The following is a 20,888-nucleotide window of genomic DNA, read 5'->3' as shown; positions in this document are numbered from 1 at the left end:
ACTCGAGGGGGGGGGGGGTGGTTATCCCCCCCATACCCCCGCCCTCACCCACCCGGTTCAGTGCATCGTCGGAATGGTGAAGCTGGCGCCTTCCTTGAGGCCGGAGGGCCAGCGCGAGGTGACCGTCTTGGTCTTGGTGTAGAAGCGGATCGAGTCCGGACCATGCTGGTTGAGGTCGCCGAATCCGGACCGCTTCCAGCCGCCGAAGGTGTGGTAGGCGATCGGCACCGGGATCGGCACGTTGACGCCGACCATGCCGGTGTTGACGCGCGAGACGAACTCGCGGGCTGCGTCGCCGTCGCGGGTGAAGATCGCCACGCCGTTGCCGTACTCGTTCTCGCTGGGCAACCGGACCGCGTCGTCGTAGTCGGCTGCGCGGACCACGGACAGCACCGGCCCGAAAATCTCCTCCTGGTAGATCCGCATATCCGTGGTCACGTGGTCGAACAGCGAGGCGCCCAGGAAGAACCCGTCCTCGTGCCCGGTCAGCCTGAAGTCCCGGCCGTCGACCAGCAGTTCGGCGCCCTCCTCGACGCCCGCACCGATCAAGTCGCGGACCCGCTGCCAGGCCTGCTTGGTCACCAGCGGGCCGAAGTCGGCGGACTCGTCGAAGCTGGTTCCGATCTTGAGCTGGTGCACCCGCTCGACGAGCTTGTCGACAAGCGCGTTCGCGGTGGCCTCGCCGACCGGCACCGCCACCGAGATCGCCATGCAGCGCTCCCCGGCGGAGCCGTAGCCGGCGCCGATCAGAGCGTCGGTGGCCTGATCGAGGTCGGCGTCGGGCATCACGATCAGGTGATTCTTGGCGCCACCGAAGCACTGTGCGCGCTTCCCGTGGGCCGCGGCCGTCGAGTAGATGTACTCGGCGATCGCCGACGAACCGACGAACCCGACGGCCTCGATGCGCGGCTCGGTCAGGATCGCGTCCACCGCGGTCTTGTCGCCGTTGACCACGTTGAAGATCCCCGGCGGCAGCCCGGCCTCGACGAACAGCTCGGCCAGCCGCAGCGGCACCGAGGGGTCGCGTTCGGAGGGCTTGAGCACGAAGGCGTTGCCGCACGCGATGGCCGGTGCCGCCTTCCACAGCGGAATCATCGCCGGGAAGTTGAACGGGGTGATGCCGGCGACCACGCCCAGCGGTTGCCGCATCGAGTACACGTCGATGCCCGTGCCGACGCTCTCGCTGTACTCGCCCTTGAGCAGGTGCGGGATGCCGACGGCGAACTCGACGACCTCCAGGCCTCGCTGGATGTCGCCCTTGGCGTCCGCGACGGTCTTGCCGTGCTCGGAGGCCAGCAGGCGGGCCAGCGAGTCCATCTCGTCGTTGACCAGCTGGAGGAACCGCATCAGCACCCGCGCCCGCTTCTGCGGGTTCATCGCGGCCCAGGCGGGCTGCGCCTCGGCGGCGTTGCCGACCGCCGCCGCGACCTCCTCCGCCGAGGCCAGCGGCACCCTGGCCTGCACCTGTCCGGTGTTGGGATCGAACACGTCACCGAAGGAACCGGACGTCCCCGCGACGCGCTTGCCGCCGATGAAGTGCTCCAGCTCGTTGGTCATGTCGCAACGCACCTTCCGCCGAACCGGTCAGTAATTACTAGGAAACCAAACCTTTTGTACTCCAATCTTTCCCAGAAATCCGGCGGATGCAACAGGTGCTCTGCATCACACCACTAACGGGGGCGGTCCACCGTCCCGTGTTGCCATCCATGAGGGCGAACAGAAACCGGCGGCGACGGCTGTCCAGCCGAGTCGGCATCCGCCCACCGAGAGGGCAGCGCAAGCACGCGGCGGGGCGAAGCCGCCGCTCCAGCGCAACCGGAGGGAACACTCCGCTTATCGGTGTACGTGGCCGGCAGCGGCAATGCCCAACAACTTCCGCGCCGTCAACGTGACTTTCGCACCAGACGGCGACCTGGGGGATCACTCCGGTCGCGCCAGGCTCGTGCCGATGGAGGATGCATGCGGACCAAGCTGTGGTTTCCGACGCGAGCCGTGAACTGGATCAATGCGCACGCGTTCGAATTGCGAGCCTCGCCCCGGTGGTGACGACGGGTCGGCCGGTACCTCACGGTCGTCCCCTACACGGACGACGCTCAGGGCGCACGTTCAGCACACCTGTCGCCTACCGCCGCACCGCCGACGTCGTCAGGATCAGCGCGAGCTTTCCCGGCTCCAAGACGTGGTGGCGCAACTTCCTGGGGGCGGGCGGCCCGATCTCGCTGCACCTGGACGGCGAGGACCGCGGCGGACACGCAGTCGCCCACCGCGGCGAACGCGGTCGCGTCACCGTGCACCTCGATGACTGACACCGACCCGGTGCCGCCTCTCAACCGAACCGGCTGGAGCGAAGTGGTTCGACGGCATGGGGTCAGCTCCGGGACTCCGGGCGAATCTGACCGTCGGCGTTGGAGCCACGAGCCTGCTTGCGTTTTAGGCGAAAGCGGCTGAACCGAATTACCAAATCAGTCTCGATCGCCGCCGTTCGTCCGCCAGTCGCCGTCTCAGCAGTGATCGATCGATCACGGTCCGCGGTGGGCCTAATTTTATAACAGGCTCCCGCAAGGCCCGTACCGAACACGATCGCTGATCGCTGATCGCGCACGGCAGCACAACCTGGGCCCGCCGCCAGGCCTTCACCGATCCCGCTCTGGGATCCGGTAGGTCCATTCAGGACGATCAGGCTTCAAGGTGCTTTTCGAGAATGTTCCGAAGGTCGGGGCCGAGCGGGATCTCGTCGACCGCAGAAACCCAGGCGTAGGCGTCGTGCTCGGTCAGCCGCACGCCCTCGGCCGTGGTGACGGTGACCGACCAGGTGTGCTGGCGGTTGTACGTGCCGCTCCGGGTGGTGTAGTCGAACGCACCGAGGTATCCGGTGATCTCGGCGATCCGGAGGTTGGTTTCCTCGAGCACCTCGCGGTGCAGCGCGGTGTTCAGGTCTTCGCCCGGGTCAACCTTGCCGCCGGGGAATTCCCATTCGCCACCACGGGAATCCGCCGCGCGGCGCCGCACCAGCAGGACCTGCCCGCCAGCATCGATGACGGCCGCGACGATCTGCTGCTGCACGCCGTCGGCAGCGTCTCGGCGGGCCAGATCGGCCACTTGGGCCAGGTGCATGCGGACCGTCCTCCCGGGCTTTTCGCCACCGTACCGGGCCACCCCGAACACTCGCACGCCCCCTACGAGACAGGGATCAGCGAGGCGGACATCCGCCGGGCCACCTCCAGCGCTCCGGGTTCGAGCGAGTAGCAGATCTGCGTGCCGCCCCGCCGGGTTCGCACCATCGCCCGGAACAGGCCAGCGGCGTGCGCCAGATCATCTTTGCCCACCCGATCATTGAGCGTTATTCACGCGACTACCACCCGAGTCGATAAAATTCGAGCCGTGACAATTCGTATATGTTGGAAAGTTCCGTGAGGCGACCTCGATATCCAGTGGCGAGTACCTTCCAGTTCTTTACGTAAGATATGCATCGCTGTACAGCGGACCGCAGCGAGGAGATCGCCCTGTTATTTTCTTTGCCGCCGACTGAGAGTTCACCTCACTTGGGCGTCTTGCGCGGTGTGATTGCGCGAGTTCCTTGGTACGCGGGGTCAGCGATCGTCGGGGTGTTCACGAGGACATCTTCCCAATCGAACTCGGCAAATGCTTTGCGATCGCGCATTGAGCCAGGTAGCGGCACTTATCTTCCCAGAAGGCCGCCGTTGGTGTCGGCGGCGACCTGGATGTTTAGTCCGGCACGGCGGCGCTTGCCGAAGTAGCTGTACTCGTGACCAGCACGGTTGCCGGTCGGCACATCGGTACCGTCGACCAGGACAAGTCGACCGCGAATGGCCTCCCTGAGATCGGGAACATGCAGACAGAGAGCCTCTCCGATTAGCGGGAGGATCTTACGGTAGACCCGTGACACGTCGCCCTGGCTGACTACAAACAGGTCGTTCGCAGCCGCCTGATTTAAATTCTGTCGGACATACACCAGGGTAAGCACCACCGCGCGATACAGTCCGACCATCGGAGGCCACATTTTCTCCTCAAGACATTGGAGATTTGCCAGATGCGGACGACGAGCTCCTTACTCGGTCGGGGGCCGTTGTTCTTTCCGAGGTGTTCAAACCGGCTGAATAACGCACATAAGTTTTCCTATATAGGTGGATGGCGATGACGTCCGGTGTGAACGAACTAGAATCCGGCGCTGGGCATAGCCCGCGCCCGGGGCGGCGCGCACGTCCACTACGCCATGTCCGTGAGCGACAGCGAATACGACACGGCCGTCGAACGGGTTCGCGCGCGGTGTATCAGGTCGACGAAGTGTAGTTCGGCCCGGGCAATGCCCGCTCGGCGTACCCGGCCGACCCGGACCACAACATCGTCGAGTTCTGGACCTCGGACGTGCGGCAAGGCAACCCCGCAGCACCGAGCGCGATCAGCGAAGGCGTATTCGGGCTCTAGCGGATCTGTGAGTCCTTCAGGTTGCTACGGCGGCCTGCTACGGCGGCCCGAAGGACTCACATCGGGTCACACATCGCGGATCGCGGGCTTTCCCTTCAAGGACAAAGGTTTCACGGCAGAAGAGCTGCCTTCCCACGCGTGGCGGCGGCGAGCCGTCCACAAAGCACAGCCGGGCCTGGCCGGAACCGCATTCGAGCCCAGTCCGGATCGCGGCGCGCTGAGCAGACGTCACGGGCTTACCCTGCAACGCATGCCCCCCGAGTCACCCGACATCTGGGCAATGGCGGACCTGGCCACGCCGTTCGCAGTTCGAACCGCGGCCACCCTCCGGGTGCCCGATGTGGTCAAGCACGGGCCGCTCCCGCTCGCCGAGATCGCGCACCTCTGCAAGGCCGAGGCGGACCCGCTCGGGCGCGTGCTGCGATTCCTGGTGCACCACGGCATGTTCGCCGAACCCGAACCGGACGTCTTCGGGCCCAACGAGGCCTCGGACGCGCTGCGCAGCGACCTGGCCGACGGCCCACAACCCTGGCTGGACCTCGACGGCGCAGTCGGCCGCGCCGACCTCGCCTTCGTCGAGCTCATCGAACAGGTCCGGGGCCACCACCCCGCATACCCGGCCGCGTTCGGCCGGTCCTTCTGGGAAGACCTCGCGCACAGCCCCCAACTGTCGGACTCGTTCGACTCGCTGATGGAGACCAAGACATACGGGATCGCTCCGCTGATCGCCACCGCGCACGACTGGAGCGCATACGCGCGGATCGCCGATGTCGGGGGCGGCAAGGGCGTGCTGCTCGCCGAGATCCTCCAAACGAGCCCGCAGTCGAGAGGCATCCTGATCGATCTGCTCGGCCCGGCCCGCAACGCCGCCAGCTACCTGCAGGAACAGGGGGTCGCGGAACGCTCCGAGGTGGTCACCGCGAGCTTCTTCGACCCGCTGCCCCTCCAGGCCGACGCCGCGGTGATCTGCGACGTCCTCGGCGACTGGGACGATGAGGACGCCATCCGGATCCTCGAACACTGCAGGCAGGCCGTGGAGCCGGACGGGCGGCTGCTGATCATCGAACTGCTGCCCGACAAGGACCGGATGGCGCTGTTCACCGAGATGGACCTGCGGATGATGATCTACGTCGGCGGCCGGATGCGCGATCTCGACCGCACCCAGCAGGTCGCCGCGGCGGCCGGGCTGACCGTCGAGGACTTCACCCCGCTGGACAACGGCTACGCCATCATCGAATGCCGCCCCGAACGGTAGAGCCAGCATCGCTGCGCGAAGGTGCGGGTAGCGGGCCTCGGACACCGCCTGGGCTCCCTCGACTTGTGCATGTCCAGCTGCCCTCGCCAGACGACATCCGCAGCAAGCCCTTCGGCGCGTCAAAGGCAGAGAGCAGCCATCAACAGCGCTGCAGGCTGGCGGCGGCGGACTTCCGCCCATTCGCCTGAAGGTCGTCCAGGCCACCGGCGGACGTGCTCGGCCAGGTCGGCCCGCCCGTGCATCTGGAGGGCGAACACCTGGCCACCTGCACCCCGTGCCCAGGTCGGGAGATCACCTCGACCACATCACCCCGCCGCGATCTCCCCGGCTCCTCCACCGCCGAGTACGCGCCGGTCCGCCCGTGCTCGGTGAACCGCTCGACCAGCCCTTGGTCATCCCAGAACCCGGCGAGCACCCGGCACGGCGTGCGCGGACCCGTCACCCGCAGCGCCGCCCCCACCGACCCGCCACCGCTCGCCGATCACCGCGGAACTGCTGTCGCAACTACCAACTCCCGGCCCAGTTCCTTCGAGCAGTGCGCGAGCTCCTCGCGGTCGAACGCGTATGCAGCCTGGAACAAGGCCCCGTGGTGCTTCGTGTCGCACACGGTGTCACCACGCACCCCGACCTGCTCGAATCGCACAGGCTACTTGGCCGGGCGCTTGTCGATGCCGCTGCGCCCGACCCGACCGGTCCAATCCCCAGTCCGCACCACCGCCAGGTTCACCGACTCGACAATCCACATGAGCCCCAACTTACGCGGCAGCACCGAAGAACCGAACGAGCTGCCATCCCTGCACCCTCGACGGCAACGGCTCCCGGACACCGCCCACGCACGCCTGTCACCAGCGGTCGCATACCGCCAGCAAGCCAAGCGCCGAGCAGCGCCGCCACCCTCCGCCCGCCGCACGGGTTTCCTCGGAATCGGTTGATCGCATCCGTTGTCCGCGGAGCGATCTCCGTCCTTGCTACAGCCGGGTGCTGGCCTGGTGCAGTGCTTGGCGTGCCTCTTCGGTCAGGCGACGCACCAGTTCCGCTGCTGGCAGCGGGCGCGCCTGGGCATAGGTTTGGCCCGCCCACAGCGACATCAGTTCCGGGTCGCCGGCCTTGCCCGCGGCACCGCGCATCGGCTTGGTCAGGTTGTTCAGCTGCGGGTACGCCGCCGGGGCGTCACCGTTGTCGGCCAAGAACCGGTTCACCAGCCCCCGCGCCGGACGTCCGCTGAACGCGCGCGTAAGCTCGGTTTTCCGCTGCCCCGCGGCGATTTCCGCACGCTGGGTCGGCTGCGTGCCCGCCTCGTCGCACACCAGGAACGCAGTGCCCAACTGGGCCGCCACCGCACCCGCGGACAGCACCGCCGCGACATCAGCACCGTGCACCAGACCGCCCGCCGCGATGATCGGCAGGTCGACCTCCGCCTGGACCACGCGGATCGCCGCCAGCAGGCCGAACAGCGACCCGCCGCCCGGCAGCGCCGGGTCGTCGTTGAACACCGCACGATGCCCACCGGCCTCCATGCCCTGCACGCACAGCAGGTCCGCCCCCACGTCCGCGGCAGCACGCGCCTCCTCCGGAGTCGTGACCGTGGCGACGACCTGGGACCCCACCTCGTGCAGCCGATCCACAATGGACCTGTCCGGGAGCCCGAAGGTGAACGACACGACCGGGATCCGCTCGGCGATCACCACCTCCACCTTGGCCGGGTAGTTGTCGTCGTCCCAACTCGGCGAGCCTGGCTCGGCCCCGTGCCGCGCGGCCGCCGCCTCGACCCGCGTCCGGTAGTCGGAGAGATCGAGGTCCCACCGCTGACCCGGGACGAAGAGGTTCACGCCGAAAGGCTCCGACGTGATCGCCCGCACCCCCGCGATCTGGTTCGCCAGTGCATCCGCCGTCAGGTAGCCGGCGGCCAAGAAACCGAAGGCCCCCGCAGCGCTCACCGCCGCAGTCAGTTCCGGCGTGGAGACGCCGCCCGCCATCGGCGCCGCGATCAGCGGAATTCGTCGCTCTGCGATCATCTTTCGACGGTAGCCCCACCCCACCGGGCGCGCATCAGAGCATCGCGCACACCACAACCCCGGCCATACGACCCGGCAACTGCTTCAGTTGCGGGTGATCCGGCACTCTTTCAACGGCATTCCTCCTTTCACCCAGGCATAACTGGAATTGAGGAGCTGATCGGAAAGGCACCCCCATGCGAACCCCCACGCGCGATGAGCTCGTGCTCCGCGCCGCAAGCGGCGAAGACACCGCAAAACTCACCGAACTGCTCGGCGCGGCATACCACGACGAGCCACGGATGGCTGCGCTGCTGCCGAACCAAGCGCAGCGAGAAACAAAGCTCCGTGCACTGTTCTCCCTTCTGCTCAAGCAAGACCACCTCGACCACGGCACCGAGATCGCCGCGCTGAACGGGCACCCGGCGGCTGTCGCGGTTTGGGACCGGCCGGGCAGCCGGGCAGCTCCGCTCAGTCGACGCCTCGCGCATCTCCCGGCGCTGCTGTCAGTTTTCCGCTGGCGGCTTCCCGAAACCATGCGGGCGATCGAAACTTTCAACGCCACCGACAGCCACCGGCCGGACGAACCGCACTGGCACCTGGCCGCGATCGGCACCGCTGCGCAGGCCCGCGGCCGCGGGCTCGGCCGCGCCCTGCTGGAATCCGGGTTGGCGCGCGCCGGCGCCCACGACACCCCGATCTACCTGGAAGCCACGACGCACGTCGCGGTCGCGCATTTCGAGCGGCTCGGATTCCGCGTGATCCACGAGTACCCGATCATCGGTGGTCTCACCGTCCACGGCATGTGGCGGCCGGTCGACCGCTGACGGCCCGAGTCAGGGCCGCAAACCCACGACCAGGTCTACCGGGGCGAAACGGACCGGGAATGGTCGCTGCGGCTCGAACAATTCGTCCCCGACGATCCGCGCCACCCGCTGGTACTCGCTGCCGCCGACCAGTTCCCAAGCCGTCACCGACGGCACCTCCAGATCCGGGTCGACCAGCCAGAAGTGCTGGGTGCCCAGCCTGGCGTGGGCTGCCTTCCGCAGGCTGATGTCGTTCAACCGGCTGCTCGGCGACGCCACCTCCACAGCGAGCACCGGTGCGGTCCGCAAATTCTTCAACGTCAGGTCCTCGTAGCGCGCGACCAGGACATCAGGCCGCAACTCGGTCCAGAGGTCCTGGCGCACCGCGAACGGCGCGGCCAGCACCCGGTAATCGGGCGGGCTCGCCCGGTGCAGGCGGACGAACAAGGCACCGAGCGCCTCCTGGTGCGGCCAGCCCGGTGCCGGACCCACCAGCAGCTCGCCGTCGACGAGTTCGTATCGGCGGCCGTCCTCCGGAAACGCTTCCAGGTCCTGGACCGTGAACCGACGCCCACCAAGATCGATCGACATCAACTGCTCCCTCCACTCGCTTGCGGGCCTCGAGGTTTTCGGAGTCCCGCAGATAAAGAGGAACGAAGGGTCCGAACAGATACAGCCGCCACCGATGATCACCGGAACGGGGACGAAAAAGTGGGCGGGAACCCGACGCCTGGGTTCCCGCCCACTCGCACCATCGCGATTTTTCGACACCCCGCCACAGGGCCGCTGGTGCGTCTGGGGCGTGGCCGGCGCGCTACCCACGCGCCGACCACGGATTCAGTTGGTCCGCAAGATCAGTGGAACTGGGCCGCCTCGGTCGAACCGGCCAGCGCGGTGGTCGAGGAGTCCGGGCTCACCGCAGTGCTGATCAGGTCGAAGTAGCCGGTGCCCGCTTCGCGCTGGTGGCGGGTCGCGGTGTAGCCGCGTTCCTCCGCCGCGAACTCGCGCTCCTGGAGGTCCACGTAGGACGTCATGCCGTCCGCCGCGTAGCCCTTGGCCAGGTCGAACATGCTGTAGTTCAGCGCGTGGAAACCGGCCAGCGTGATGAACTGGAACTTGTAGCCCATGTGGCCGAGTTCTCGCTGGAACTTGGCGATGGTGCTGTCGTCGAGGTTCTTCTTCCAGTTGAACGACGGCGAGCAGTTGTAGGCCAGCATCTGCTCCGGGAACTTGTCCTTGACGGCCTCGGCGAACCGGCGTGCGACCTCCAAGTCCGGGGTCGAGGTCTCCATCCAGATCAGGTCCGAGTGCGGCGCGTAGGCCAGGGCGCGGGTGATGCACGGCTCGATGCCGTTGCGCACCTTGTAGAAGCCCTCCGGGGTGCGCTCACCGGTGACGTACTGCTGGTCGCGCTCGTCGATGTCGCTGGTCAGCAAAGTCGCGGCCTGCGCGTCGGTGCGGGCGACGACCAGGCTCGGGACGCCGGCGACGTCCGCGGCCAAGCGCGCGGCGTTGAGCGTCTTGACATGCTGGCCGGTGGGGATGAGCACCTTGCCGCCGAGGTGGCCGCACTTCTTCTCGGAGGCCAGTTGGTCCTCCCAGTGCACGCCTGCGGCGCCAGCGGCGATCATGCCCTTCATCAGCTCGTAGGCGTTGAGCACACCACCGAAACCAGCCTCGGCATCGGCGACGATCGGCGCCAGCCAGTGGATGTCCTCGCTCTCGCCACCAGTGCCCTGCGGGTCCAGCGCCTCGGACCAGTTGATCTGGTCGGCGCGCTTGAGGGCATTGTTGATCCGCCGCACGACCGCCGGGACCGAGTTGGCCGGGTACAAGCTCTGGTCCGGGTAGGTCTCGCCAGCCAGGTTGGCGTCCGCGGCGACCTGCCAGCCGGACAGGTAGATGGCCTGCAGACCGGCGCGGACCTGCTGGACCGCCTGGTTGCCGGTCAGGGCGCCGAGCGAGTTGACGTAGTCGGTCTCGTGCAGCAGCTTCCACAGCCGCTCGCTGCCCTGCCGGGCGAGGGTGTGCTCTTCGCGCACGGAGCCGCGGAGGCGGATGACGGTGTCGGCCGAGTGGGTTCGCTCGATGCCCTGCCAGCGCGGGTTGGTGTCCCAGTCCCGCTGCAGGTCCTCGACGGCTTGCTTCGCCTGCTCGCGGATGCTCATGATGTTCCCCTTCCGGGATCGCCCTGCGGCCTGTTGATCCCAGTCTTGGCCCCGATCCAGCGAAACACGACCATAATTCCGAGGTAATTTTCGCATTTTTTCTGCTATCATCAACGTCATGACGGAGTTCGCTATAGAAGAAGACCGTAGTTTTTCAACAGAACACGACCTTCTGGTCTTCGGTCAGCGGCTGCGGCACTTGCGCCGGGCAGCCGGGCTCACCCTCGTGGAACTGGGCGAACGGGTCGGGCGCGCACCGTCGCAGCTGTCGCTGCTGGAGAACGGCCACCGCGAGCCGAAGCTGTCGTTGCTGCGTGCACTGGCGGATGCGCTGGGCAGCTCCGTCGACGACCTGCTGTCCAAGAAGCCGCCGAACCGGCGGGCCGAGCTGGAGATCGCCGTGGAGAAGGCCCAGCTCGACCCGATCTACCAGCGGCTGGGCGTTCCGCCATTGAGGGTCGGCAAACGCGTCCCCACCGAAGCCCTGGAACACGTCCTCGCGCTCTACGAAGAACTCAAGCGCCGCGAGACCAAGCAGGTCGCCACACCTGAAGAGGCCCGCAAGGCCAACGCCGAGCTGCGCGGCATGATGCGCGAGCACGGCAACTACTTCCCCGAGATCGAGAAGGCTGCTGCCGGCATCCTTGACAAGGTCGGCTATCACGGCGGCCCGCTGTCCGAGGGACTGATCCAGTCCATCGCCACGCACCTCGGCTACGGGCTGCGGTTCGTCACCGACCTGCCCCGCTCGGTGCGCTCGGTGACCGATCTGAAGAACCGGCGGATCTTCCTGCGCCGCGAATCGCTGGGCATGCACAGCCCGCGGACCATTCTGCTGCAGACCCTCGGCCACCTCAGCCTCGGCCACCGCCAGCCCCGCGACTTCGCCGACTTCCTCCGGCAGCGCGTCGAGGCGAACTACTTCGCCGCCGCGGTCCTGGTGCCCGAGCAGACAGCCGTGCCGTTCCTGCAGGACGCGAAGGACGAGCGCGACCTCGCCGTCGAGGACCTACGCGACGTGTTTTCCGTGTCCTACGAGATGGCCGCGCACCGGTTCACCAACCTCGCCACCCAGTACCTGGACCTCGTCTGCCACTTCGTGCGCAACGACGAGACCGGCATCATCTACAAGGCGTACGAGAACGACGGGCTGGTCTTCCCCACCGACCCGACCGGCGCCATCGAGGGGCAGCGGATGTGCCGGTACTGGGCGGGACGCCAGGTGTTCGCATCCCCGGACCGCTACTCGACCTACTACCAATACACCGACAAGCCCGGCGCCACGCACTGGTGCGTCGCGCATGTTGACCCCAGCCGCGGGCGGGACTTCGCGATCACCTTAGGCGTGCCCTACATGGAGTCGCGGTGGTTCCGGGGCCGGGACACCAACAACCACTCCAAGTCGAAGTGCCCGAACGGCGAATGCTGCCAGCGCCCGCCGGCGGATCTCGCGAGCCGCTGGGAAGGCATGGTGTGGCCGTCGGCCCGAGCCCACTCGCACGTGCTGGCCGCACTGCCGTCGGACACCTTTCCCGGCGTAGACGAGGCCGACGTGTACGCGTTCGTCGAAGCGCACCAAGGCTGATCAACGGCAGCGCGAATTCGGTCCCCGACCCACTACCGAAGGAGAACGACGTGGGCTCGGCGGCATCCTGCGCGGCGGGCACCTACGCCAACGTCCGCCCGATCACCTTGCTCCGCGGGGCGGCCACGCCGCTGCGCAGCAGCGAAACGGGCATTGACTGCGTGATCGTGCGCGAGAACACCGAAGGGCTGGACCTCTCGCGCGGGCGTGGAGTCGGGAACGACCGGGCCGTCGCCGACCAGATGATCATGACCCGCGAAGGCTCTGAGCGCGTGGTCCGCTTCGCGTTCGAGCTCGCCCGCCGGCGCACCGGCGCTCCCGCCGATGGCGTCCGCCGCAGCCCGGACAGAAGCGCTCCGCCAACGTCGTAGGCGTGTTGCGCGACAAGGACATCACCACGCACGGCTCGCCGACCACAGCATCGCCGACACCTGACGAACGGCACCGATATCAAACGCACCGCCAGCCGACTCGCTCTACTCCGCCGGCTCGCCACAACCGATGTCCACTGAGGGTGGTCCGGCACCGGCGACCGCCGATGCCGGACCACCCCAGCTACTTCTTGCCCTTGGCCTTGTCGTCCTTGGCTTCATCGGTGGACAGCGCGGCGACGAAGGCTTCCTGCGGGACCTCGACGCGGCCGATGGTCTTCATCCGCTTCTTGCCTTCCTTCTGCTTCTCCAGCAGCTTCCGCTTCCGGCTGATGTCACCGCCGTAGCACTTGGCGAGCACGTCCTTGCGGATCGCGCGAATCGTCTCGCGGGCGATGATCCGCGACCCGATCGCCGCCTGGATCGGCACCTCGAACTGCTGCCGCGGGATCAGCTCGCGCAGCTTCGAAGCCATCTTCGTGCCGTAAGCGTAGGCGGCGTCGCGGTGCACGATCGCGCTGAACGCGTCCACCGGTTCACCCTGCAGCAGGATGTCGACCTTCACCAGGTTCGACACCTGCATGCCGGACTCCTCGTAGTCCATCGAGGCGTAACCGCGGGTCCGGGACTTCAACTGGTCGAAGAAGTCGAAGACGATCTCCGCCAGCGGCAGCGTGTAGCGCAGCTCGACTCGGCTCTCCGACAGATAGTCCATGCCCGACAACTGCCCGCGCCGGCTCTGGCACAGCTCCATGATCGTGCCCACGAACTCCGACGGCGCGATGATCGTGCACCTCGCGACCGGTTCGAGGACGTCCTTGATCTTGCCCTCCGGCCAGTCGGACGGGTTGGTCACTACCAACTCCGAACCGTCCTCCATCTGCACCTCGTAGACCACGTTCGGCGCGGTGGAGATCAAGTTCAGGTTGAACTCGCGCTCCAGCCGGTCACGGGTGATCTCCAGGTGCAGTAGCCCAAGGAAACCGCAGCGGAAGCCGAAGCCCAGCGCCCCGGAAGTCTCCGGCTCGTAGGTCAGCGCCGCGTCGTTGAGCTGCAGCTTGTCCAGCGCCTCGCGCAGCAGCGGGTAGTCCGTGCCGTCCACCGGGTAGAGCCCGGAGTAGACCATCGGCTTCGGCTCGCGGTAGCCGCTGAGCGGCTTGTCGGCACCCTTGCGCTCGGCGGTTATCGTGTCGCCGACCTTGGACTGGCGGACGTCCTTCACCCCGGTGATCAGGTAACCGACCTCGCCGACGCCAAGCCCCGCGGAAGGCTTGGGTTCCGGCGAGATGATGCCGACCTCCAGCAGCTCGTGGGTCGCGCCGGTGGACATCATCCGGATCCGCTGCCGCGGCGTGATCTTGCCGTCAACGACCCGGATGTAGGTGACCACACCGCGGTAGGTGTCGTAGACGGAGTCGAAGATCATCGCGCGGGGCGGCACGTCTGCGACGCCTTGCGGCGCCGGGATCTGCCGGATCACCTCGTCCAGCACGGATGCGACGCCCTCACCCGTCTTCGCCGACACTCGCAGCACGTCCTCCGGCTCGCAGCCGATGATGTGCGCCAGCTCGGCGGCGTACTTGTCCGGCTCAGCCGCCGGCAGGTCGATCTTGTTGAGCACGGGGATGATCTGCAGGTCGTGCTCCATCGCGAGGTACAGGTTCGCCAGCGTCTGCGCCTCGATGCCCTGCGCGGCGTCGACCAGCAGCACCGCGCCCTCGCAGGCCGCCAGTGACCGGCTGACCTCGTAGGTGAAGTCGACGTGACCCGGTGTGTCGATCATGTGCAGCACGTGGTCGACGCCGTCGGAGGTCCACGGCAGGCGCACGTTCTGCGCCTTGATCGTGATGCCGCGCTCCCGTTCGATGTCCATCCGGTCGAGGTACTGGGCCCGGTAGGCGCGTTCCTCCAGCACACCGGTCAGCTGCAGCATTCGGTCGGCCAGCGTCGACTTGCCGTGGTCGATGTGCGCGATGATGCAGAAGTTCCGGATTCGCTCCGGGGGCGTGAACGTGGTGTCGGCGAAACTGCTCACTCAGTGTTCCTCGCGGATGTCGACTGGTGCGGGGTTCACCCCATCGTCCCATGACACGCCCACCACCCAACGCCCAACTCCGGGTCATCCCCGATGCGACCACCGGCTTCGGGCTGCTGAGCTGGTCCTATGAGTGATTTCGCCGGTTTCGCCCTGAACCGTGCTTTCGGTCACCCCACCGGAATCCTGGGCGCCGTTGGCGGCGCGCTGATGGCGCGCAGCAATGCGGCGACAGAGCAGCAGGTCGTGCGGTTGGCCCGGCTGACCGGCGCGGAAGAAGTACTGGTGATCGGCCCCGGGCCGGGCGTGGGGTTGCGGGCGGCCGCCGAACAGGCGGCGCACGTGGTCGCGGTCGAGCCGTCGGCGCGCATGCGGCAGGCGGCCGCCCGCAGATGCACGGGGCTGCGCAACGTCGCTGTTCAGGACGGCACCGCCGACGCGACCGGGCTGCCGGACGCTGCGTTCGACGTGGTGCTGAGCGTGAACAACGTCCAGCTGTGGCCGGACCGCACCGCAGCGCTTGCCGAGTTGCACCGAATGCTGCGGCCAGGCGGTGTCCTGCTGGTGTCGGCTCACGAACGCTGGTTGCCGGGCGGACGCCCCGGACTCCACTCCGACGTCCAGGCGACCGGGTTCGCCGACGTGCAGACGTGGGCCTGGAAACCGGATCGCGGCACCACCCAGGCCCAAACCCGAGCCATCAAGCCGTCGTAGTCCGGCGCACCTCACGACCGCATCAGGGCTTGCGGATGTCGACCCGGATCGGATGGTCGGCGGGGATTTCGACCAGCACGATGCGCATGCCGTCGGGGTCCGCCACCCAGCCCTCGTCGAGCCCCCACGGCTGCCGCTCGGGTTCGGCGAGCACCGTCACTCCGCGATGCCGCAGCCGTTCGAACTCCGCCCGCACATCGCGCACCTGCAGCCAGAGCACCTGGTCCGGACTCGGCCCCGGCCCGCCCCGGCCGGAGATCTCCAGAAAACCCTGGCCCAGGAAGAAAACCGTGCCGCCGGGGAACTCACGCGCGATGGCCAACCCGAGCACGTCCCGGTAGAACCGCAACGACCGCTCCCAATCCCGCGGCCGGAGGATCAACCGGCTGTTCAAGATCTCCATGCCCCGTTTCTACCCGCGCCCACAACCAGCCGCCGGGCGGCGCGGTCAGGCGATGCCGAGGAGGACTACTCCGGCGAGGACCACCACCGCACCCGTCAATCGGCGAATTGGCTGCGGTTCGCCCAGGAGTCGCCAGGCCAGGAGGCCCGCCAGGACGATGCTTAGCTCACGGGCCGGGGCGACCAGGCTCACCGGGGCGAGCTGCATTGCGAACAGGACGAGGATGTAGGCCAGCGGTGACAGCAGGGCCACTGCCAGGATTTCGCGGCGGTGCGATTTCCAGGCCTCCGCGACCCGGGCTCGGCGGCTCACCGCGTAGGGCGCGAGCAGCATCGAGCGGGTGAGGTTGTTAGCCCAGTCGTACGCCAGCGGCGACAACGCCAGCCGCGTCACGGCGTGCGCGTCCCAAACCGTGTAGGTCGCGATCAGCGCACCTGTCGCCAGGCCGAAACCGACACCGGCAAGGCTTGCGCCGGAGCGCGGCACCCCCTCGGAGAGTCCGATCACGAACACCCCGACGACCACCAGCAGACCACCCAGAATCCCGAGCCAGCCCGGGCGTTCGCCCAGCAGCAGCACCGCGACGAGCATCGCCAGCATCGGGCCGGTGCCACGGGCCAGCGGATACACCACTGACATATCGCCGACCGCGTAACCGCGTTGCAGCAGCAGGAAGTACGCCAGGTGCACGACCGCGCTCGCCAGCACGCCCAACAGCCAGTCGCCCAGCGGCGGCAGCCCGGTCCAGATCAGCGATGCGGCCATCACCGGCAGGTACAGCACCGCACTGCACGTCGCGGTCAGCCACACGAACCCCGCCCCGGCCGCCCCGGCGCGCTTCGCGAAGAAGTTCCACGCCGCGTGTGCGAACGCAGCGGCGACGACGAGAAGAACGGCTGCCAGCCCCATCGAACCCTCTCCGTCCCGCGCCGGCGCGCGACATCCGGGTTCCTCCAGGCTTTTGTCCCGTCAGATGTGCGATCACGCGCCTTCCGCGATCGCCGGTGCCGCTCGGACCAGTCCCCCACGCCCCTGGTTGTGACGATCTGCGACGGAGCGGGAGCGGAACCCTAGGCACAACCGAATGTTGATGTTACTCCGTGCGCGAATCGCGGATCTGGAGGGACTGTTCCCGGCCTCGCCCCGAGCTGCGGTGCGGGTAGCGGAACGCCAGGGCTCCGGGAATCTCCGCTCGTGTGCGACCAAACTCTAGACGCCTGCGGCGAGTTTCCAACCGAGGCTGACGACGAGCCCAACCACCACCGTCAGCAACACCCGTCGGACGAAACCGGAGCCGCACCTCGCGGCGATCATCGCGTCCACGACGCTGCCCGCCATGTTGCTCGCGGCCTTCACCTACGCCAATCCCCACAGGACCTTGCCGGCCGGGATGAAGAACACCAGCGCGCCGATGTTCGTCGCTACGTTGACGACCTTCGCTGTCGCCGTAGCCGTGACGAACGCGAAACCGACCAGGCCGACGAGCAGGAACACCAGGAACGAGCCGGTCCCGTGGCCCGTGATGCCGTCGTAGAAACCGATCACGGCGCCACCGGCGAGCATCACCAGCAGCTGTGTGCGCCGCTGGAAACCCGGCACGTCGGCCGGACCCAACTCGGGTTTGCGCCAGGTGTGAACCCCGACGAGACCCAACGCGACCAGCACGACGACGTTGAGTACCTGCAAGGCAAAGAGCACCGGCCAGTACCGCGCCGCCCAGCGATCCGAGCAGGGCGACGATCGCCATCGACAACGCGGTCGGCCAATCGATCGAGGTTCGCTTCGCGTAAGTGCGCGGGCGGCCGCGGCGGTCCCGGCGATCGCCGCCACCTTGTTGGTGGCCAGCGAGTAGATCACCTCGCCGCCGGGCAGGAGCCGCAGCATCGCGGGCAGCTGGATCAGGCCACCGCCGCCGACGATCGCGTCGACAGTCCAGGCCAGGAACGCGGCGCCGCTGAGGAACGCCAGTCCGACGAGGGACAGATCGGCAAATGCGGGCCAGTTCAACGCATCGAGCACGAGGCTTGACCCTATGGTTCGGAAACGCCGGATCGGAACCCGATGTGATAGCCCCGGCACCGCCCGCCCGAAATCTGCGCAGGTGGGCGCTGTTAGCATGGACGACCGTGCCGTGCGGCATTCCGCCGTGGAGGAAACCTGCCTGAGCGCAGCGCCGACAACAGCGCGACACGATCGATTCGACAGACGAGGAAGAGGCGCCACAGTGGCCAACATCAAGTCCCAGATGAAGCGGATCAAGACCAACGAGCAGAGCCGGCAGCGCAACAAGGCCGTGAAGTCTGCGGTCAAAACCGCCATCCGAAAGTTCCGCGAGGCCGCTGACGCTGGCGAGAAGGACAAGGCCATCGAGCTGCAGCAGGCCGCCAGCCGCGCGCTGGACAAGGCCGCCAGCAAGGGCGTCATCCACAAGAACCAGGCCGCGAACAAGAAGTCCGCGCTGGCTCAGCGCGCCAACCAGCTCTGAGCTGAGGCCTGAACTTCGAAAGGCCCCTTAATCCGCCCCCGCGGGGAAGGGGCCTTTCGCGATTTCAGTGGAGATTGGTGCGATCACGAACGCTGGTTGCGGAGCTCCACGAGACGCAGGACGGTGCGTTCCAAGGCGTAGGTGGCGTCGGCGGCCATGCCCTTGACCCCAGCGTTGACCTCTGCGACCGCCTGGAGCGCCTGCGCGAGGCTCGAAGCGTTCCAGCCCCGGGACTGCGCCAGCGCCTTCTTCACCTTCCACGCGGGCATTCCCAGCTCGCCTGCCAGCCGGAACGGGTCGTTGCGACCGCCCGCGGCGGCGACGCGGCCGATGGTGCGGACCGAGTCCGCGAGCGCGTCGGCGATCAGCACGTGCGGGACGCCCAGCTGCACAGCCCACCGCAAGGCCTCCAGGGCAGCCGCCCGGTCACCCGTCACCGCCTTCTCCGCAACCGCGAACCCGGTCACCTCGGCTCGCCCGCGGTGGTAGCGGCGGACGGCCGTCTCGTCGACCTTGCCGCCGGTGTCGGCGACCAGCTGCGTGGCAGCGGCCGACAGCTCCCGCAAGTCGGAACCGACCGTTTCGATCAGCGCAGCCACCCCGGCGGCATCGGTCTTGCCGCCGGCCCGGCGCACCTCGTCGCGGACGAACGCCTCCCGCTCGGCGGGCTTGGTGATCTTGTTGCACTCGGTGACCCGCGCGCCTAGTTTGCGCAGCGCATTGGGTAGTTCCTTGGCGTGCTTGGAGCGGCCGCCGCCGCTGTGCACGACGACGATCATGACCCCGTCTGCCGACTGCTTGGCGTGCATCAGCAGCGCCTCGGCGATCTCCTTGCCCGCGTCCTGGGCAGACTCCACCGCCAGCACCCTGCCCTCGGCGAACAACGATGGGCTCAGCAGTTCGGCCAGCTCCGGAGGAGTGAGTTCGCTCACCTTCACGCGGCGCAGCTCGGCTTCCGGATCGGCCGCACGGGCGGCTCCGACAGCAGCCCAAAGCGCGCGTTCCACCAGCAGTTCTTCGTCACCGAGAACCAACTGCAGCGAATCGGGGACCACGACCGGTGCGCTCATGCACGCATCGTCGCACGCACCCGTGACGTTCCCGCCATCTGGATCGCGCTGGCCAGACCCCGGCGCGGTCCACTAGCGTTGCTGGCACAACCGAATAGCTCATCCAGAGGGGCAGAGGGAACGGCCCGATGAAGCCCCGGCAACCGTTCGTCAGCGAATCGTGTTTTCACGCGCGAGGTCTCTGACGAAAGCGGTGCTAATTCCGGCCCGTCCGCGGGACAGATGAGGAGAGGACCTCGCGATGACTGCTGCTGCCCATGCCCAGACAACTGCGAAGAAGACCTTCGACCTGGGCAACGCCGTCGAACTGGTGTCCAAGGAAGAGGGCCACCGGCAGCCGTTGGCCCCCGAGTTCGTCTCGCTGGAGGACTTCTCCCCCCTAGAGGTCGCCTACGACTTCGGCAGGATCCGCCGCGAGGACATCGAATCCGGCCCGCGCTCCATCTGGCGCTACAAGCAGCTCCTCCCGGTTCCCACCAACGTCGAAGAGCACCCGAACACCGAGCCGGGCTGTACCCGGCTGGTCCGGGCCGACAAGCTCGCGAAGGCGTTGGGCGTCAAGCGGATCTGGGTCAAGGACGACACTGGCAACCCCACCCACTCCTTCAAGGACCGCGTCGTCGCGGTGGCGCTGGCCGCCGCCCGCGAGTTCGGCTTCAAGGTGTTGGCCTGCCCCTCCACTGGCAACCTCGCCAACGCGGTGGCCGCCGCCGCAGCCCGCGCCGGTTGGGACTCGGTGGTGCTGGTGCCCAAGACGCTAGAGCGCGCCAAGATCCTGATGAGCGCGGTCTACGACGGGTCGTTGCTGGCCGTCGACGGCAACTACGACGACGTCAACCGGCTGGCCACCGAGCTCGCCGCGGAGCACGAGGACTGGGCATTCGTCAACGTCAACGTGCGCCCCTACTACTCCGAGGGTTCGAAGACGCTGGCCTTCGAGGTCGCCGAGCAGCTCGGCTGGCGCATCCCCGAGCAAATCGTGGTGCCGATCGCTTCCGGCTCGCAGCTAACCAAGGTCTACAAGGGGTTCAACGAGCTCGGCCAGGTCGGCCTGGTGGAGCCGAGCCCGGTGCGGATCTTCGGCGCGCAGGCAACCGGCTGCTCCCCGGTGTCGACGGCGTACAAGAACGACCACGACGTGGTCCAGCCGGTGCGGCCGGACACCATCGTCCGTTCGCTGGCCATCGGCGCCCCCGCCGACGGCCCGTACGTGCTGGACATCGTGCGCAAGACCGGCGGCGCCATCGAGGACGTCAGCGACGACGAGGTCCGCGAGGGTATCCGATTGCTGGCGCGTACCGAGGGCATCTTCGCCGAGACGGCCGGCGGGGTCACCGTGGCCACGGCGAAGAAGCTCATCGAGGCGGGCAAGATCGACCCGGATGCCGAGACAGTGCTGCTGATCACCGGTGACGGGCTGAAGACCCTGGACGCGGTGCAGGACCAGATCGGTCCGAAGGCCACCGTCGCCCCGACCACCGACGCGGTCAACCAGGCGCTCGGGCTCTGAACCGACCCGATTCGAGGCGCGCGGCGTCACCGCACGACGGTGACGC

The 20,888-nt window shown here is 67.6% G+C and carries 22 protein-coding genes and 1 riboswitch; of the genes, 8 read left to right on the top strand and 14 right to left on the bottom strand.

Annotated features, from left to right (window positions below):
• Positions 1-57: 57 nt before the first annotated feature.
• The gene (locus ACWDKQ_RS29185) at positions 58-1,557 is read right to left on the bottom strand and encodes a CoA-acylating methylmalonate-semialdehyde dehydrogenase (protein ID WP_450141982.1); all 1,500 of its coding nucleotides are present in this window, start codon (positions 1,555-1,557) and stop codon (positions 58-60) included.
• A gap of 482 nt (positions 1,558-2,039) precedes the next feature.
• Between ACWDKQ_RS29185 and ACWDKQ_RS29180 the strand changes: the two genes are divergently transcribed.
• A complete protein-coding gene (locus ACWDKQ_RS29180; RefSeq protein WP_450141981.1) occupies positions 2,040-2,306 on the top strand; it encodes a hypothetical protein in 267 nt (88 codons plus the stop codon).
• 370 nt (positions 2,307-2,676) lie between these two features.
• Here the strand turns inward: ACWDKQ_RS29180 and ACWDKQ_RS29175 are convergent, their stop codons facing one another.
• From ACWDKQ_RS29175 to ACWDKQ_RS29165, 3 genes are all read right to left on the bottom strand, one after another.
• Positions 2,677-3,114 (bottom strand): NUDIX hydrolase, encoded by a 438-nt coding sequence (locus tag ACWDKQ_RS29175; RefSeq protein ID WP_450141980.1) that lies wholly within the window; start codon positions 3,112-3,114, stop codon positions 2,677-2,679.
• A gap of 62 nt (positions 3,115-3,176) precedes the next feature.
• Positions 3,177-3,326 carry a hypothetical protein gene (locus ACWDKQ_RS29170; RefSeq protein WP_450141979.1) on the bottom strand — a complete coding sequence of 50 codons (150 nt, stop codon included), beginning with the start codon at positions 3,324-3,326 and terminating at the stop codon, positions 3,177-3,179.
• Positions 3,327-3,679: 353 nt separating this feature from the next.
• On the bottom strand, positions 3,680-4,009 hold the full coding sequence (locus ACWDKQ_RS29165) for a transposase family protein (RefSeq protein WP_450141978.1): 330 nt from the start codon (positions 4,007-4,009) through the stop codon (positions 3,680-3,682).
• Between the two features lie 687 nt (positions 4,010-4,696).
• On the opposite strand from ACWDKQ_RS29165, the gene ACWDKQ_RS29160 reads away from it, so the two are divergent.
• Entirely contained in the window at positions 4,697-5,701 is a 1,005-nt protein-coding gene (locus ACWDKQ_RS29160; RefSeq protein WP_450141977.1) for a methyltransferase, read from the top strand.
• Between the two features lie 139 nt (positions 5,702-5,840).
• Here the strand turns inward: ACWDKQ_RS29160 and ACWDKQ_RS29155 are convergent, their stop codons facing one another.
• Entirely contained in the window at positions 5,841-6,143 is a 303-nt protein-coding gene (locus ACWDKQ_RS29155; protein ID WP_450141976.1) for an MOSC domain-containing protein, read from the bottom strand.
• 526 nt (positions 6,144-6,669) lie between these two features.
• On the bottom strand, positions 6,670-7,716 hold the full coding sequence (locus tag ACWDKQ_RS29150) for an NAD(P)H-dependent flavin oxidoreductase (protein ID WP_450141975.1): 1,047 nt from the start codon (positions 7,714-7,716) through the stop codon (positions 6,670-6,672).
• 176 nt (positions 7,717-7,892) lie between these two features.
• Between ACWDKQ_RS29150 and ACWDKQ_RS29145 the strand changes: the two genes are divergently transcribed.
• Positions 7,893-8,522 carry a GNAT family N-acetyltransferase gene (locus ACWDKQ_RS29145; protein ID WP_450141974.1) on the top strand — a complete coding sequence of 210 codons (630 nt, stop codon included), beginning with the start codon at positions 7,893-7,895 and terminating at the stop codon, positions 8,520-8,522.
• A 9-nt stretch (positions 8,523-8,531) separates the two neighbouring features.
• Here the strand turns inward: ACWDKQ_RS29145 and ACWDKQ_RS29140 are convergent, their stop codons facing one another.
• Positions 8,532-9,092 (bottom strand): Uma2 family endonuclease, encoded by a 561-nt coding sequence (locus tag ACWDKQ_RS29140; protein ID WP_450141973.1) that lies wholly within the window; start codon positions 9,090-9,092, stop codon positions 8,532-8,534.
• A gap of 263 nt (positions 9,093-9,355) precedes the next feature.
• Positions 9,356-10,669 carry an isocitrate lyase gene (gene aceA / locus ACWDKQ_RS29135; protein ID WP_450141972.1) on the bottom strand — a complete coding sequence of 438 codons (1,314 nt, stop codon included), beginning with the start codon at positions 10,667-10,669 and terminating at the stop codon, positions 9,356-9,358.
• A 118-nt stretch (positions 10,670-10,787) separates the two neighbouring features.
• On the opposite strand from aceA, the gene ACWDKQ_RS29130 reads away from it, so the two are divergent.
• Both ACWDKQ_RS29130 and ACWDKQ_RS29125 read left to right on the top strand, forming a co-directional pair.
• Positions 10,788-12,254: a helix-turn-helix domain-containing protein gene (locus ACWDKQ_RS29130; protein ID WP_450141971.1), complete on the top strand. Its 1,467-nt coding sequence runs from the start codon at positions 10,788-10,790 to the stop codon at positions 12,252-12,254.
• A 50-nt stretch (positions 12,255-12,304) separates the two neighbouring features.
• Positions 12,305-12,625 carry an isocitrate/isopropylmalate family dehydrogenase gene (locus tag ACWDKQ_RS29125; RefSeq protein ID WP_450141970.1) on the top strand — a complete coding sequence of 107 codons (321 nt, stop codon included), beginning with the start codon at positions 12,305-12,307 and terminating at the stop codon, positions 12,623-12,625.
• Between the two features lie 184 nt (positions 12,626-12,809).
• On the opposite strand, the gene lepA is transcribed toward ACWDKQ_RS29125, so the two are convergent.
• Positions 12,810-14,660 carry a translation elongation factor 4 gene (gene lepA, locus ACWDKQ_RS29120; protein ID WP_450141969.1) on the bottom strand — a complete coding sequence of 617 codons (1,851 nt, stop codon included), beginning with the start codon at positions 14,658-14,660 and terminating at the stop codon, positions 12,810-12,812.
• Positions 14,661-14,789: 129 nt separating this feature from the next.
• Between lepA and ACWDKQ_RS29115 the strand changes: the two genes are divergently transcribed.
• Positions 14,790-15,374, top strand: coding sequence for a class I SAM-dependent methyltransferase (locus ACWDKQ_RS29115; RefSeq protein WP_450141968.1), 585 nt, complete (start codon positions 14,790-14,792; stop codon positions 15,372-15,374).
• A 22-nt stretch (positions 15,375-15,396) separates the two neighbouring features.
• On the opposite strand, the gene ACWDKQ_RS29110 is transcribed toward ACWDKQ_RS29115, so the two are convergent.
• The 4 genes from ACWDKQ_RS29110 to ACWDKQ_RS29095 all read right to left on the bottom strand — a co-directional run bounded on the left by ACWDKQ_RS29110 (position 15,397) and on the right by ACWDKQ_RS29095 (position 17,796).
• The gene (locus ACWDKQ_RS29110) at positions 15,397-15,777 is read right to left on the bottom strand and encodes a VOC family protein (protein WP_450141967.1); all 381 of its coding nucleotides are present in this window, start codon (positions 15,775-15,777) and stop codon (positions 15,397-15,399) included.
• Between the two features lie 45 nt (positions 15,778-15,822).
• Entirely contained in the window at positions 15,823-16,686 is an 864-nt protein-coding gene (locus tag ACWDKQ_RS29105) for an EamA family transporter (protein WP_450141966.1), read from the bottom strand.
• Positions 16,687-16,986: 300 nt separating this feature from the next.
• Entirely contained in the window at positions 16,987-17,133 is a 147-nt protein-coding gene (locus ACWDKQ_RS29100; protein ID WP_450141965.1) for a hypothetical protein, read from the bottom strand.
• The gene (locus ACWDKQ_RS29095; RefSeq protein ID WP_450141964.1) at positions 17,134-17,796 is read right to left on the bottom strand and encodes a TSUP family transporter; all 663 of its coding nucleotides are present in this window, start codon (positions 17,794-17,796) and stop codon (positions 17,134-17,136) included.
• 205 nt (positions 17,797-18,001) lie between these two features.
• Here ACWDKQ_RS29095 and rpsT point away from each other — a divergent pair, with 205 nt between their 5' ends.
• Entirely contained in the window at positions 18,002-18,262 is a 261-nt protein-coding gene (gene rpsT / locus ACWDKQ_RS29090; RefSeq protein WP_450141963.1) for a 30S ribosomal protein S20, read from the top strand.
• A gap of 83 nt (positions 18,263-18,345) precedes the next feature.
• Here the strand turns inward: rpsT and holA are convergent, their stop codons facing one another.
• Positions 18,346-19,332 carry a DNA polymerase III subunit delta gene (holA, locus tag ACWDKQ_RS29085; protein WP_450141962.1) on the bottom strand — a complete coding sequence of 329 codons (987 nt, stop codon included), beginning with the start codon at positions 19,330-19,332 and terminating at the stop codon, positions 18,346-18,348.
• Between the two features lie 96 nt (positions 19,333-19,428).
• Positions 19,429-19,561: riboswitch (SAM riboswitch) on the top strand.
• Positions 19,562-19,573: 12 nt separating this feature from the next.
• Between holA and thrC the strand changes: the two genes are divergently transcribed.
• The gene (thrC, locus tag ACWDKQ_RS29080; protein ID WP_450141961.1) at positions 19,574-20,842 is read left to right on the top strand and encodes a threonine synthase; all 1,269 of its coding nucleotides are present in this window, start codon (positions 19,574-19,576) and stop codon (positions 20,840-20,842) included.
• The last annotated feature ends 46 nt before the right edge of the window (positions 20,843-20,888 follow it).

Source organism: Saccharopolyspora sp. NPDC000995 (assembly GCF_053599315.1).
This window is presented reverse-complemented; position numbering and strand designations above follow the sequence as displayed.

What these genes read in the sequence shown, in the direction of transcription:
- ACWDKQ_RS29130 (WP_450141971.1), top strand. Translation starts at nt 10,788, where the DNA reads ATGACGGAGTTCGCTATAGAAGAAGACCGTAGTTTTTCAACAGAACAC.
- ACWDKQ_RS29105 (WP_450141966.1), bottom strand. Translation starts at nt 16,686, where the DNA reads ATGGGGCTGGCAGCCGTTCTTCTCGTCGTCGCCGCTGCGTTCGCACAC.
- thrC (WP_450141961.1), top strand. Translation starts at nt 19,574, where the DNA reads ATGACTGCTGCTGCCCATGCCCAGACAACTGCGAAGAAGACCTTCGAC.
- ACWDKQ_RS29145 (WP_450141974.1), top strand. Translation starts at nt 7,893, where the DNA reads ATGCGAACCCCCACGCGCGATGAGCTCGTGCTCCGCGCCGCAAGCGGC.
- ACWDKQ_RS29185 (WP_450141982.1), bottom strand. Translation starts at nt 1,557, where the DNA reads ATGACCAACGAGCTGGAGCACTTCATCGGCGGCAAGCGCGTCGCGGGG.
- aceA (WP_450141972.1), bottom strand. Translation starts at nt 10,669, where the DNA reads ATGAGCATCCGCGAGCAGGCGAAGCAAGCCGTCGAGGACCTGCAGCGG.
- ACWDKQ_RS29115 (WP_450141968.1), top strand. Translation starts at nt 14,790, where the DNA reads ATGAGTGATTTCGCCGGTTTCGCCCTGAACCGTGCTTTCGGTCACCCC.
- ACWDKQ_RS29160 (WP_450141977.1), top strand. Translation starts at nt 4,697, where the DNA reads ATGCCCCCCGAGTCACCCGACATCTGGGCAATGGCGGACCTGGCCACG.
- ACWDKQ_RS29175 (WP_450141980.1), bottom strand. Translation starts at nt 3,114, where the DNA reads ATGCACCTGGCCCAAGTGGCCGATCTGGCCCGCCGAGACGCTGCCGAC.
- holA (WP_450141962.1), bottom strand. Translation starts at nt 19,332, where the DNA reads ATGAGCGCACCGGTCGTGGTCCCCGATTCGCTGCAGTTGGTTCTCGGT.
- ACWDKQ_RS29150 (WP_450141975.1), bottom strand. Translation starts at nt 7,716, where the DNA reads ATGATCGCAGAGCGACGAATTCCGCTGATCGCGGCGCCGATGGCGGGC.
- ACWDKQ_RS29110 (WP_450141967.1), bottom strand. Translation starts at nt 15,777, where the DNA reads ATGGAGATCTTGAACAGCCGGTTGATCCTCCGGCCGCGGGATTGGGAG.
- ACWDKQ_RS29165 (WP_450141978.1), bottom strand. Translation starts at nt 4,009, where the DNA reads ATGGTCGGACTGTATCGCGCGGTGGTGCTTACCCTGGTGTATGTCCGA.
- ACWDKQ_RS29140 (WP_450141973.1), bottom strand. Translation starts at nt 9,092, where the DNA reads ATGTCGATCGATCTTGGTGGGCGTCGGTTCACGGTCCAGGACCTGGAA.